Genomic DNA, 11,845 nt, shown 5'->3' on the forward strand with positions numbered 1-11,845 from the left:
AGGAAGGCGTCCAGCAAAAGTCCCAGCAGAACCCTGGCTGCCGCTCGTCCGCTCCAGGCGGCGCGGTTTAGCACGCGGTGGTAGTTCACAAACCGCCGCTCCCGGCAGAGCCCGCTAATCCGCAGAATGCTGCTCACCGTACGCCGGCCGGGCGCCAGGATCGCCCCAACCAACAGCACCTCGGCATGTCGCCAACTCCGTTGCTGGAGGAGCGGCGCGAAGCATAGGATCACCGCGGCGAAGCGGGCCGGCAGGGTCAACATGGGGGCGGTCCTCTGGCCAGGACGCCTCCACCTTAGCCCGTCGCCCGCTCCGCCGCCTCACCCCGGAAATGGCCAAACTCGAGCTTATGTGCCCTATCGATTACAGGCCCCTAATGGATAAGTGACTCTGGCTTCATATTCCGTCCGATCGTGGATGGAGGGGCCCGGCTGTGACCGACTGGAAGTACGTGTTCGCAAATCTGCTGCTTGCTGGAAGCATCCTGTCATCTGCGAATGCAGATGCACAGACGGCGCCCAGCCTTGGTCCGATGGTCATTCAGGAGCAAGGCAGCTTCGCGGTCGGCGGGACTGTCGCCACCGCGCCCGGGACCTTCAATCCTCGCCGGCCACTCGACCCCGCCGGGCAGACCTTCCACGGCGATCATCTGTACGCGTTCTACCAGAGGCCAGCCAATGCGCGACGGCTGCCGATCGTGATGTGGCACGGTGCGGGACAGTCCTCGAAGACCTGGGAGACGACCGCCGACGGTCGCGAGGGTTTCCAGAACATCTTCCTGCGCCGAAACTTCACCACCTACCTGGTCGACCAGCCGCGCCGGGGCGACGCAGGACGCAGCACGGTCGAGGGCACGATCCGGCCAACACCGGACGAGCAGTTCTGGTTCGGCCAGTTTCGCGTCGGCGTCTGGCCGAACTATTTCGAGGGCGTCCAATTCGATCGCGGGCCGGACACGCTGAATCAGTATTTCCGCGCGATGACGCCGAACACCGGGCCGTTCGACATGGACGTCGTGTCGAATGGCGTGGCCGCGCTGTTTGGCCGCATCGGTCCAGGCATCCTGTTCACGCACTCGCAGGCCGGCGGCCCCGGATGGCTGGCCGCCATCAGAAGCCCGAACGTACGGGCGGTTGTCGCTTTCGAGCCAGGAAGCAACTTCATCTTCCCGCAGGGCGAGGTTCCGGCCCCCATTCCCACGAGCTTCGACACCATTGAGGGCATGCCCGTCCCGATGTCGGACTTCATGGCGCTGACCCGGATCCCTATCGTCGTGTTTTACGGCGACAACATCCCGGCCCAGCCGACCGACATCCCGACGCAGGATGCCTGGCGCGGACGCCTGGAGATGGCGCGGCTGTGGCGCGATGTGGTGAACCGGCATGGCGGCGACGTCACGCTGGTGCACCTGCCGGAAGCCGGCATTCGCGGCAACACGCACTTCCCGTTCTCGGACCTGAACAACATCGAGATCGCCGATCTGGTCACGCGGTTCCTCGCCGAGAAGAAGCTCGACTGATGCCGCGCGCAGTCCTTCAGCCGCGCTGAGGACCGCGGCGCACGCCTGCCTGGGCAGGCCTCGTTCAAGCATCCGCCATGACGGCATCCCTCGAACCTGGCCCCAAGGCCGCAGGCAGCACACCATGACGATCTCCGCGCGCTCATCCAGCCTTGTGGCCTTGGTCGCCGGCGCCCTCCTGCTGGTCGGCTGGCAGGTCCAGGCGGAGAGCAACCGCGTCACCTTCCCCGAGGACCTCGACGCACTCGTGCACTACACGACGGTCCGGCGCGGCAACGTGACGGAGCATATCCTGACCACGCCCGCGGCGATCGAGGCGATCAGGAATCGCCAGCCGGCGCCTGCGGGGACTCACTTCGTGCTGGTCGATTACCGCGGTGGCCAGCTCTACCGCTACTTCGTGATGGAGAAGGGCGAAGGCTTCGGCGCCGACTACGACGAGCGCCGCCGGACCGCCGACTGGCAGTTCCAGTGGTTCTGGCCTGACAGGTCCATCAATACCAACGAGAACACCGCGCGCTGCCAATCCTGCCACAACCGCCAGGCAGGCGCCGACTACCTGTTCACCGCCCGTCGTATTCCCCGCTTCAACGGCACGCCGATCGAATAGATGGCGAACCCCGTGATGCTGGTGCGCCTCGCCTTCGACCTTGTTGCCGCGGCACTGCTGGTGTTTGGCCTTGCCTATTGGTGGCTGGGCAATGTCGCGCATGAGGTGGCGGGAACGGCCATGTTCCTGCTGCTGATCCTGTACAATGTCTTCAACCGCCGCTGGTACCGCAGCATCCCGCGGGCGCACCGGCAGGCGCGCAGCCTGTTCAACATGCTGCTGACAGCCTGCCTGTTGCTCACCATGCTGGTCTTGCTGGTGACGAGCGTCCTGATCTCCAACGCGCTCGCGCCGCTGATGTCGGCCTTTGGTGGCTTCACTGTGATGCAGATCCACACGCTGTCAGCCTATTGGGCGCTGGTGATCGTTGCCCTGCACCTCGGCCCGCGCTGGTCGATGATCATGGGTGTGGCGCGCAACCTGTTCGGAATGTCCCGACCAAGCGCGGCGCGACGATGGGCGCTGCGAACCGTCACCGTGGTCATCGCGCTGCATGGCCTGTGGAGCGCGGGCGTGCTGGGTCTGGGCACCAAGCTCACGATGCAGGTCTCGCTCGACTGGTGGGATTTCGAGACCTCGGTCGCCGGCTTCTTCGTCCACAGCCTTGCCGTCGCCGGCCTCACTATCGCCCTGGGCCATTTCGGGGCGATGGCGATGAGCGCCCTCGATCGACGGAGGGCCATGTCGGCGGGGTCACCGCCGGCGGCGTCTCCATCGCGCTTGGCCCGCGCGCCAGCCGCGTCACGCGCCGAATGACTTTCCGCTGCCTCGCCACGCGCATTTCAAAGGATCCGTCATGAAGAAGTTGATGCTGACCCTCGCCGCCTCCCTGCTGACGGGCACCGGTGCGGAAGCGCAGGAGCGCACCTCTGCCGCGCCGCGCATGGCGCCGCCGCAGATGCGCGAACTGGCGCCGGCGCTGGCGCTCTACACGGATGAGGTGCTGTTCGCCGATGTCTGGCAGCGGGCGCAGCTCTCGCCGCGCGACCGCAGCATCGTCACCGTCACCACGCTGATCACCAATGGCCGCGCCGCACAGCTGCGCGGCCACACCGGGCGCGCGTTGGACAATGGCGTGAAGCCGACCGAGATCACCGAAATAATCACCCATCTTGCTTTCTATGCCGGCTGGCCGGCCGCCATGTCGGCGGTGCCGGAGATCAACGCTGTGTTCGGCCAGCGCGGCATCGACCCTGCCACGCTCGCCGAGGCACCGATCGAACCGCTGCCGGTCGATGCCGCGAGCGAAGCCCGGCGTGCAGCGACCGTGTGGGATCAGGTCGCCCCCGTCGCGCCGCCATTGGCCGAGCTGACCGACACCGTGCTGTTCGGCGATCTCTGGCGCCGCCCGGCCCTTGCGCCGCGCGACCGCAGCCTGGTGACCATGGTCGCGCTGATCGCCAATGGGCAGGCCGAACAGCTCCCATTCCATGTCAATCGCGCCATGGATGCCGGGATGAGCGCGGCCGAGGTGTCGGAGGTGCTGACGCATATCGCCTTCTACGCGGGCTGGCCGCGCGCCATGTCGGCCGTGGGCGTGGTCCGGGCAACCCTGGCGGAGCGGGCGCAGGCCGCCACAGCCCGTCCGCCGGGCCTCACCATCCAGCGCCATGCGGAAACGCCGGCGGTGGCAGGCCCGGCCAGCAACTTCACGGGCACGGTGCATGTCACATCCCGCTTCCAGGCCGAGCCGACAGGGCGCGTGGCCGGCGGGGTGGTGACCTTTCAGCCGGGCGCGCGCACCAACTGGCATACCCATCCACGCGGCCAGACGCTGATCGTCACCGCCGGTCAGGGTTGGGTGCAGAGCGAGGGTGGAGCTGTGCAGCAGGTCGGGCCGGGCGACGTGGTCGTCTTCGCCCCTGGCGTGCGCCATTGGCACGGTGCCACCCCGACGCAGGCCATGACGCATGTGGCCGTTGCCGAAGCCGTGGACGGCATCAGCACGACCTGGCTGGAAACTGTGACGGATGAGCAGTACGGCCAGGGCGCCGTGGGCCGCACCGCGGCCTCGCCCTAATTGTTGTCCGGGCGGCCTGTCGCGCTGCCTGCACGATGGGCCTGCCAAAATTCCATGGCATCTGCGATCCAGCCCTCGGCAGCCGTGCCGGCGCCGGTGCCGAAGCCATGGCCCAGACCGTCGTGGCGCCGGTAGGCGACCGGCGTCCCACTGCGCCGCAGCAGGGCCAGCCTGTGCTCCATGCTGGACGGTGGCGCGATGCCGTCCTGCGCACCGACGATGGCGAAGGTGGCGGGGTCGTCGGTCCCAAGGTCCTGATGCGCGGTATAGGCCATGACCACGGTCGATGGTTTCGGGAGTGCATCCCCGCCGAAATGCGCGACGCCGTGCGAGCCGATGAACGCCGCCATCCGCGCGCCCGCTGAACTGCCCCACAGCGAATAGTCCAGGGTGCACAGGCCGAGTGCCTCGGCATGCCGGAAGACGTAGGAGATGGCGGCGGCCAGGTCCTCGGTTGCGACAATGCCGCCCTGGCCGGTGCGATACCGGAGCACGAACGCATTGTAGCCCGCCTCGCTGATCGCCTGGGCGTAGGGGAAACCTTCATGCACTGACCCGACATAGGCAAAGCCACCGCCCGGCGCGATCAGGGCGAAAGACGCACCGGGCCGGCCGCGAAAGAAGAACAGGCCGGTATTGGCCTTGGCCGGCTGCGCCTGCTGCTGCGCCTCGCTGTAGATGGCGTGGAAGACCGGCTGGCCGTCCCGCACATCGTCGATCATGCGGTTCAGGGCGCTGGTGACGATCACGGGATCGACCCGGCTGTGATATGGCAAGAGCGTGGCGATTTGCCGCAGCGGCATGGCGTCGTCATAGGCCCGGCCATCCCAGGGCAGCAGCAGCCGCGCGAAGCCCGCGAAGGCGGGATGGCGCAGGATGTCTCCCAGGCGGCCATCCGGGGTCAGGTGGGACGCCGTTTGCATCGCCGGTTCCTTCATGGCGGGAAGACCCGGCGCGGCGGCGGCTTTCAGCCCGGCCATGCCGAGGATTGCCGCCAGCGCAGTCCGCCTCGGGCGGCGCGCCCTCGGCGCGCCGAGTATCTGCAGCATCGACGCGCCTTCCCGCTGACTACAGGCCGGTCATCTTGAGTGCGGCTTCCGGCAGCCGTTCGCCCTGCACCGCGACCTTGCCGATTTCGATGTCGATCCCGGCAAGGTCTCCGTCCGTCAGGTCAAGCGTGACCGCGCCGAGGTTCTCCGTCAGCCGGTGCGGTTTCGTGGTGCCGGGAATCGGCACGATCCAGGGCTTCCGCGCCAGCAGCCAGGCGAGCGCCACCTGTGCCGGCGTCGCCGCCTTGCGCCCGGCCACGCTGCGGATTACCTCGACCAGCGCCATGTTGGCGCGGCGGGCTTCCGGCGAGAAGCGCGGCACGGCATTGCGGAAATCCGTCGGGTCGAAGACCGTCGTCTCGTCGATCTTCCCGGCCAGGAAGCCGGCCCCCAGCGGGCTGAACGGCACGAAGCCGATGCCCAGTTCCTCCAGCACCGGCAGGAGCTCTGCCTCCGGCCCGCGCCAGAACAGCGAATACTCGCTCTGCACCGCCGCCAGCGGTTGGATCGCATGGGCGCGGCGGATCGTCTGGACGCCTGCCTCCGACAGGCCGAAATGGCCCACCTTGCCGGCTGCGATCAGCGCCTTCACGGCGCCGGCGACATCCTCGATTGGCACCTCGGGATCGACGCGGTGCTGGTAGAGCAGATCGATCCGGTCGGTCCGCAGGCGCTTCAGACAGCCTTCGACGGCGGCAGCGATATGCTCTGGCCGGCTATTGGTGCCGCCACGTCGCGCACCGGTCGCCAGGTCGATATCGAAGCCGAATTTGGTGGCGATCACGACCTGGTCGCGGATCGGCGCCAGGGCCTCGCCCACCAGTTCCTCATTGGTGAAGGGGCCATAGGATTCGGCGGTATCGAAGAGGGTAACGTCCTGGTCATGCGCCGCGCGGATGAGGCTGATCATCTCGCCCTTGTCGGCCGGCGGCCCATAGAGGGCGCTCATGCTCATGCAACCCAGCCCGAGGGCGGAGACTTCGAGTTGTCCAAGCTTGCGGCTTTGCATCGCCATGCTCCATTTGTGACGTGTGTCTGCACGGGGCGGCGGCCGAAGCGTCGCTGCTGAGGTGCTGGAGCCAAGTTAGGGTGCGCACCATTCCATGATTAGCTGCTACAAAGCGCACGTCGGCATAAGGTCAGCTACTCAATGACGCAGGAGAACTTCAATATCCTGGCGTCCTTCGTCGCGGTGGCGCGGGAGCGCAGCTTCACCAGAGCCGCGGCCAAACTGGGCATTTCGCAATCGGCGCTGAGCCAGAGCATTCGCGGCCTTGAGGAGCGTCTCGGCGTGCGGCTGCTCACCCGCACGACGCGCAGCGTGGCCCCTACGGAAGCCGGGCAGCGACTGCTGGCGACCATCGCGCCGCGCTTCGAGGAGATCGAGGGCGCTCTCACGGCCTTGGGCGACATGCGGGACAAGCCGGCGGGGACCATCCGCATCACGGCCGGGGAACATCCGGCTCTCTCGGTGCTGCAGCCTGCCCTGAAGCGGTTCCTCCCCGACTACCCGGATGTCACGGTCGAGATCAACGTCGACCAGGGCCTGACCGACATCGTGGCCGAGGGCTATGACGCCGGCGTGCGGATGGGAGAGCAGGTTGCCAAGGACATGATCGCGGTTCGCATCGGCCCGGACATGCGCATGGCAGTTGTTGGTTCGCCCGCCTACTTCGAGAAACATCCGCGGCCGCTGACACCGCAGGATCTGACCGGGCACAACTGCATCAATATGCGGCTGCCGACCTATGGTGGCCTGTTTCCGTGGGGGCTCGAAAAGGGCGGACGGGAGGTCAAGGTGCGAGGCGAGGGGCAACTCGTGTTCAACAGCCTCGGCATGCGGCTGCACTCGGCGCTGGATGGTCTTGGGCTGGGCTACATGCCGGAAGACCAGACCGCGCCCTATGTGGCGGCTGGGCGGCTGGTCCGGGTGCTGGAGGATTGGTGCCCCACCTTTCCTGGCTACCACCTCTATTACCCGAGCCGGCGCCAGCCGACGCCGGCCTTTGCGCTCGTGGTGGAGGCGCTGCGGTACCGGCGCTGAGAATCTTCTGTTGGCGGTCCTCATCCCGCCTGCGCGAGAGGCTCCTGCTCAGGGATGCTCGTGAGGCGCTTGGCACACAGCTTCGATGTTGTTCCCGTCCGGATCGTGCACGAAGGCCGCGTAATAGTCGGGGTGGTAGCGTTCACGAACGCCCGGGGCGCCGTTGTCGGTGCCTCCGGCTGCCAGCGCTGCTGCATGGAAGGCATCCACGACCTTCCGATCGGATGTCGCAAGGGCCAGGTGGAGAGGCGTGCTTGCGGCCTCGCCATCGTGGAACCAGATCCTCGGGTAGCCGTCCCGGCCCATGCCGTACCGCGTGCCACCCATGCGCGTCCGCTCAGGCCCTACGCGGATGATGACGGTCATGCCGAATGGGCGCAGCGCCTCCTCATAGAAGCGGCGCGACCGTTCCGCATCTGCGACTGCGAACTCGATGTGGTCGAGGATCGCATCGCCTGAAAACCGAGGCGTCCCGCCTTTTTCAGTCATCGCCCAGCCTCCTTGCGCATGTTGGAACAGGTCACGCCATCGGCAAAGCGGCGGGCGATGGCCGAGCCAATGGTGCTGGATCCCCCGGTGACGCGGACGCAGGATCTGTGGATGGCGGTCATGGTTGGTCCTGAAGGATCTGGATGGTTGTATCGGCGATGGACTCGGCGAAGCCATTGCCGAACAGCCCGGCCGGGGTCTGGAAGCCTGGCCGAGCCTCGCCGGCCAGAACCCGACGCGCCGCCTCGACAGCCGCCAGTGGCGTGAAGCTGTAGCCATTGACGGTATCGAGGATGGCCCGGACGGTTTCTCCCCCAGCGCCAGTCACCTCGACCGAGGCCTGGTAACGGTTCGCATCACGCTCCTCGGCAGAGGGACCGTCCGGCAGGGCATCCAGGTCACCGGTCGGGAATGCATTGCCGGAGAGGTGGACGAAGGTGCCGATGTTCGGCGCCTGCAGCGCCCGACGGAGGGTCAGCAGGTCGGGCAGCGTCACGGCGAAACAGGAAACCGGGCCAGCGCCGAAATCGAAGTTCCGCGTGGTGCCCGGCTCGCGGATCTGCAGCGCGCCGTCGATCCATTCAAGGCATTCGGCTGTCAGGTTCTCACGCGCGCTGATGGCCGAGCCGCGCGACATCGCTCCGGCGACATGCAGTGCGACGCGGATCGTGTGAGGGTGCCCGACCCGCTCGGCAGCGCGGCCTGCGAGTGATCCCAGCATGGCGACGCTGCCGCCGCTGCCGGGCAGCAGCATGACCCCGGCGGTCCGTGCCTGCGCATCATAGGCTTCCGCCAGGCGGTAGCTGTCGAGTTCGGCAGCGATGTCGAGGTAGTGGGTACCCGCCCGGATCGCCCCACGCATCAGCGGGTCAGCGGTGCGCAGGAAGGGGCCAGCGCAGTTCAGCAAGGCCGCCGCATCATGCAGGGCCGCGTCGATCGGCGCATCCTGGTCCAGCGCGAAGGCCCGGTGTTCCACGCCGAGGGAACGGCCAAGCTCTGCCAGGCGCGCTTCATCCCGTCCCGCGACGATGAGGTCCAACCCGGCTGCCCTGGCGCGAGCGGCCGCCATGCGGCCGGTATAGCCGGTCGCCCCGTAGATCATCAGCCGGGTCATTGCGGGTGCTGCCAGCTTTTGAACACGAACTCGAGGCTGTAGCCGTCCGGATCGAGGACATTGGCTGCGTAGTAGCGCGGGTCGTAATGGAGCCGTGGGCCCGGCACTCCATTATCCTTGGCGCCCGCTGCCATCGCGGCGGCATAGGCGGCATCGACCGCCTCGCGCGAGCGCGCCACGAAGCCGACATGCGCCACCTGGCCCTTGGCCTCGCCCTGGCGTAGCCAGAAGAACATGCGTCCGTTCGCGCCGAAGCCCTTGAGGTCCGGATGGCCAGGCGGGCCATCGCGGCCGTCAAAGTCATGCCGGTCCGTGATGCCGAGCGGTACCAGCGCGGCCTGGTAGAAGGCGATCGAGCGCCCGAGGTCGCTGACCGGCAGGAAGACGTGGTCGAGCATGGTTGCTTCTCCTTCAGATGCAGTAGCCGCCGCCGACCTCGATCGACTGCCCATTCACCCAGCCGAACTCGTCCGTGAGCAGGCTGGCGATGACACGGCCGACCTCCTCCGCCTCGCCCACGCGGCCGAGCGCCGTCTGCGACGCGAGCAGCGCCTCGGACGCGTCCGTGAGGCCGCCGCCCAACTCGGTCCGGATCGCGCCCGGTGATACGGCGTTGGCGCGAATGCGGCGGGGGCCGAACTCCTTCGCCATGTAGCGGGTCAGCACCTCCAGCCCGCCCTTGAAGCTGGCGTAAGGGGCCACGCCGGCCGTCGCCACGCGGGTGGTCGCACTGGTCAGGTTCACGATGGCACCGCCCTCTCGGATCAGCGGCAGCAGCGCTTGCGTCAGGAAGAACGGTCCCTTCAGGTGCACCGAGAACAGGCCGTCGAATTGTTCCTCTGTGACGGTCTCGATCGGACTGTAGAGCCCGAACCCAGCATTGTTGACGAGACCGTGCACGCTGGCGCCATTCCAGATCTCGTGCAGCGAGCGCGTCACCGCCTCCCGGAAGGAGGCGTAGCTTTCCGTGTCGGCAACATCGAGCGGCAATGCGACTGCGCGGCCACCGCTCTGCTTGATCTGACCGACAACGGCCTCGGCGGCCTCGGAATGGCTGTTATAGGTCAGGATGACGCCCAGGCCGCGATCGGCGCAGGCACGTGCCGTTGCCGCCCCGATGCCGCGACTGCCGCCCGTGATAACAATGACTTCCACTGAGGTTCCGCTCCGTTGCCTGGCGATGAAGCTACGCGCAACCGGCCTCTCTCGCGTCGTGGTTCCTGCCCAATTCTTGCCTAATCCTGCTTTCCAGGTTGTTGGCCTAGCTGGGACAGGACACATTGTAGGGGATGGAACAGCAGCTGGCTGAACTGCGCGCTCTTGCCTCGCGGGCCGGGAACCGGAAGACGGAGACGGGCATCCCGCGCGTGGCGATGGTGCAGGGACAGGTGCCCGAGCATGAACTCGCCGCCTGCTACGACCCGATGATCAACGTGATCCTGCAGGGCAGCAAGTCGATGACGGTCGGCAGCCAGACCCTGCACTACGATCCGGCGACCTACTTCGCGATGTCGGTCGACCTGCCCGCAGTTGGCGCCGTGCATCCGAGCGCATCGGGCGCCCCCTACCTCGCGGTGAGCCTCACGCTCGACCCGAAGGTGATCGCGACCTTGCTCACGGATCTGCCCTCACCAGCGGCACAGGCGCCGACGGCGGGGTTTTCGGTGGCTGCGGTGACGCCCGAACTACTGGATGCCTGGGTCCGCATGCTGCGCCTAATGGACCGGCCGGGGGAGATCCCGGTACTGGCCCCTGCCTACGAGCGCGAAATCCTCTATCGCGTGCTGCAAGGGCCTCACGCGGCGCTGCTCCGTGACATCGCCACGCCCAGCACCGCGCTGGCGCGGATCAACCTCGCTATACGCTGGATCCGTCAGCATTTCACCGAGCCGCTGCGAGTTGAGGCGCTCGCGGCTATTGCCGCGATGAGCCCCTCTGCCTTCCACCGCCATTTCAAGAGCGCCACGGCACTCAGCCCGGTCCAGTTCCAGAAGCGCATCCGCCTGCTCCAGGCCCGGCTGCTGCTGGTCAGCGGCGGCCTGAAGGCGAGCAACGTGGCCTTCGACGTCGGATATGAAAGCGCGACCCAGTTCAGCCGCGAGTACGCCCGCTTCTTCGGCGCTCCGCCTGCCAAGGACGCGGCGCGCATCTTCCGCCATCTCCAGCAGCCGGGCCGCGCAGTGACGGCAGCGTAGCTGCCTCTGACGCGGCTGCGCCGAGGAAGGGTGTCGGCGTTGACTCAGCCGCCGAGACGCGTCTCACCACCGCCAGAGAAGGTTGGATTCCGGTTCCCACCGCTGCTCCAGTCGGCCCTTATCCAACCATTCTCGTTCGCAGTGACCGACGCCGTAAGGCGCAGGTTTCCTGCGGTTTTCCGCATGCACCTTGATGGGGCAAAGGCGGAACGAGGCCGGAATTCTCCCTCCGGAGGTTGAGGGTGGGGTGATTTTCACCACAAGGTTCAACTAGCTGAAATCGCTCAGCATTGCCCGACGCTGGGCGGCTATAGGTTGTGCTTTCGATCGCCTACCGGTCGAGTCTGGGAACGCGAATCTCGCTCGCTTCCCTCAAACCCGTGCCCATTGCTGGTACCCCTCATGCGTTTGACCTCCTTAATACAGCAGCCGCGCTCCTCGCGCCTAAGGTCTGTTAGAGCTTGAATGCTGTTGCCATATTTTGGGGCATGACGGATAGGAACGGGTGCGAGGTTTTCACCGACGCGACGTGGGCGATCTGGGAGCCGCTGATCGAGGAGGTCCGCCCACACGGCAAAACGCCGCCCAAGAAGCTGCGACGGACCATCTCCGCGATCTTGTGGCGGCACCAGAACGGCGCCAAGTGGCGCAGCATCCCGGCGGAGCTCGGCCCGTGGTGGCTGGCGGCGCAGTTGTTCATCCGCTGGGCCAAGCAGGGTGTCTGGGAGCGCCTGCTCGAGTTGGTGGAGCAGCGTGGGATCGCGCTTGGGATGACCTTTATCGATGGCACCAACATCCGCGCCCA

Annotated in this window: 15 protein-coding genes; 7 read left to right on the forward strand and 8 right to left on the reverse strand. The window is 66.9% G+C overall.

Annotation, left to right across the window (positions count from 1 at the left end):
• On the reverse strand, nt 1–263 hold a 263-nt coding region (locus BLR02_RS26905), incomplete at its 3' end, for a transposase (protein ID WP_176849858.1).
• A gap of 170 nt (nt 264–433) precedes the next feature.
• On the opposite strand from BLR02_RS26905, the gene BLR02_RS26910 reads away from it, so the two are divergent.
• The 4 genes from BLR02_RS26910 (at nt 434) to BLR02_RS31030 (ending at nt 4,149) form a co-directional block, all read left to right on the forward strand.
• Nucleotides 434–1,519, forward strand: coding sequence for an alpha/beta hydrolase (locus tag BLR02_RS26910; RefSeq protein ID WP_090665334.1), 1,086 nt, complete (start codon nt 434–436; stop codon nt 1,517–1,519).
• 124 nt (nt 1,520–1,643) lie between these two features.
• Nucleotides 1,644–2,129: a cytochrome P460 family protein gene (locus BLR02_RS26915; protein ID WP_090665335.1), complete on the forward strand. Its 486-nt coding sequence runs from the start codon at nt 1,644–1,646 to the stop codon at nt 2,127–2,129.
• On the forward strand, nt 2,130–2,885 hold the full coding sequence (locus tag BLR02_RS26920; protein WP_090665336.1) for a DUF4405 domain-containing protein: 756 nt from the start codon (nt 2,130–2,132) through the stop codon (nt 2,883–2,885).
• A gap of 40 nt (nt 2,886–2,925) precedes the next feature.
• Nucleotides 2,926–4,149, forward strand: a complete 1,224-nt coding sequence (locus BLR02_RS31030; protein ID WP_090665337.1) for a (R)-mandelonitrile lyase — start codon at nt 2,926–2,928, stop codon at nt 4,147–4,149.
• Here the strand turns inward: BLR02_RS31030 and BLR02_RS26930 are convergent.
• Both BLR02_RS26930 and BLR02_RS26935 read right to left on the reverse strand, forming a co-directional pair.
• Nucleotides 4,146–5,129 carry an alpha/beta hydrolase gene (locus tag BLR02_RS26930; RefSeq protein ID WP_090665345.1) on the reverse strand — a complete coding sequence of 328 codons (984 nt, stop codon included), beginning with the start codon at nt 5,127–5,129 and terminating at the stop codon, nt 4,146–4,148. The two genes, BLR02_RS31030 and BLR02_RS26930, sit on opposite strands and share 4 nt — an antisense overlap.
• An 88-nt stretch (nt 5,130–5,217) precedes the next feature.
• Nucleotides 5,218–6,213, reverse strand: a complete 996-nt coding sequence (locus tag BLR02_RS26935) for an aldo/keto reductase (protein WP_456303807.1) — start codon at nt 6,211–6,213, stop codon at nt 5,218–5,220.
• Nucleotides 6,214–6,348: 135 nt separating this feature from the next.
• Here BLR02_RS26935 and BLR02_RS26940 point away from each other — a divergent pair, with 135 nt between their 5' ends.
• On the forward strand, nt 6,349–7,242 hold the full coding sequence (locus BLR02_RS26940) for a LysR family transcriptional regulator (protein ID WP_090665339.1): 894 nt from the start codon (nt 6,349–6,351) through the stop codon (nt 7,240–7,242).
• Nucleotides 7,243–7,290: 48 nt separating this feature from the next.
• Here BLR02_RS26940 and BLR02_RS26945 read toward each other — a convergent pair whose 3' ends face one another.
• From BLR02_RS26945 to BLR02_RS26960, 5 genes are read right to left on the reverse strand one after another with little or no spacing between them, the layout of a single operon-like run.
• Complete coding sequence (locus BLR02_RS26945) at nt 7,291–7,731, reverse strand: VOC family protein (protein ID WP_090665340.1); 441 nt, start codon at nt 7,729–7,731, stop codon at nt 7,291–7,293.
• Nucleotides 7,728–7,853: a hypothetical protein gene (locus BLR02_RS30950; protein WP_281201360.1), complete on the reverse strand. Its 126-nt coding sequence runs from the start codon at nt 7,851–7,853 to the stop codon at nt 7,728–7,730. The genes BLR02_RS26945 and BLR02_RS30950 overlap by 4 nt, the downstream gene beginning before the upstream one ends.
• A complete protein-coding gene (locus tag BLR02_RS26950; protein ID WP_218128091.1) occupies nt 7,850–8,833 on the reverse strand; it encodes a saccharopine dehydrogenase NADP-binding domain-containing protein in 984 nt (327 codons plus the stop codon). Before BLR02_RS26950 ends, BLR02_RS30950 begins: the two co-directional genes overlap by 4 nt.
• An 8-nt stretch (nt 8,834–8,841) precedes the next feature.
• Nucleotides 8,842–9,243 carry a VOC family protein gene (locus BLR02_RS26955; protein ID WP_090665342.1) on the reverse strand — a complete coding sequence of 134 codons (402 nt, stop codon included), beginning with the start codon at nt 9,241–9,243 and terminating at the stop codon, nt 8,842–8,844.
• A gap of 13 nt (nt 9,244–9,256) precedes the next feature.
• Nucleotides 9,257–10,000 (reverse strand): SDR family NAD(P)-dependent oxidoreductase, encoded by a 744-nt coding sequence (locus BLR02_RS26960; RefSeq protein ID WP_090665343.1) that lies wholly within the window; start codon nt 9,998–10,000, stop codon nt 9,257–9,259.
• A gap of 134 nt (nt 10,001–10,134) precedes the next feature.
• On the opposite strand from BLR02_RS26960, the gene BLR02_RS26965 reads away from it, so the two are divergent.
• Both BLR02_RS26965 and BLR02_RS26970 read left to right on the forward strand, forming a co-directional pair.
• Nucleotides 10,135–11,040: an AraC family transcriptional regulator gene (locus BLR02_RS26965; RefSeq protein WP_090665344.1), complete on the forward strand. Its 906-nt coding sequence runs from the start codon at nt 10,135–10,137 to the stop codon at nt 11,038–11,040.
• 488 nt (nt 11,041–11,528) lie between these two features.
• A partial coding sequence (locus BLR02_RS26970) for a transposase (protein WP_143018341.1) occupies nt 11,529–11,845 on the forward strand: 317 nt, incomplete at its 3' end.

Origin of the sequence: Belnapia rosea (assembly GCF_900101615.1) — a bacterium.
Lineage (GTDB): Bacteria > Pseudomonadota > Alphaproteobacteria > Acetobacterales > Acetobacteraceae > Belnapia > Belnapia rosea.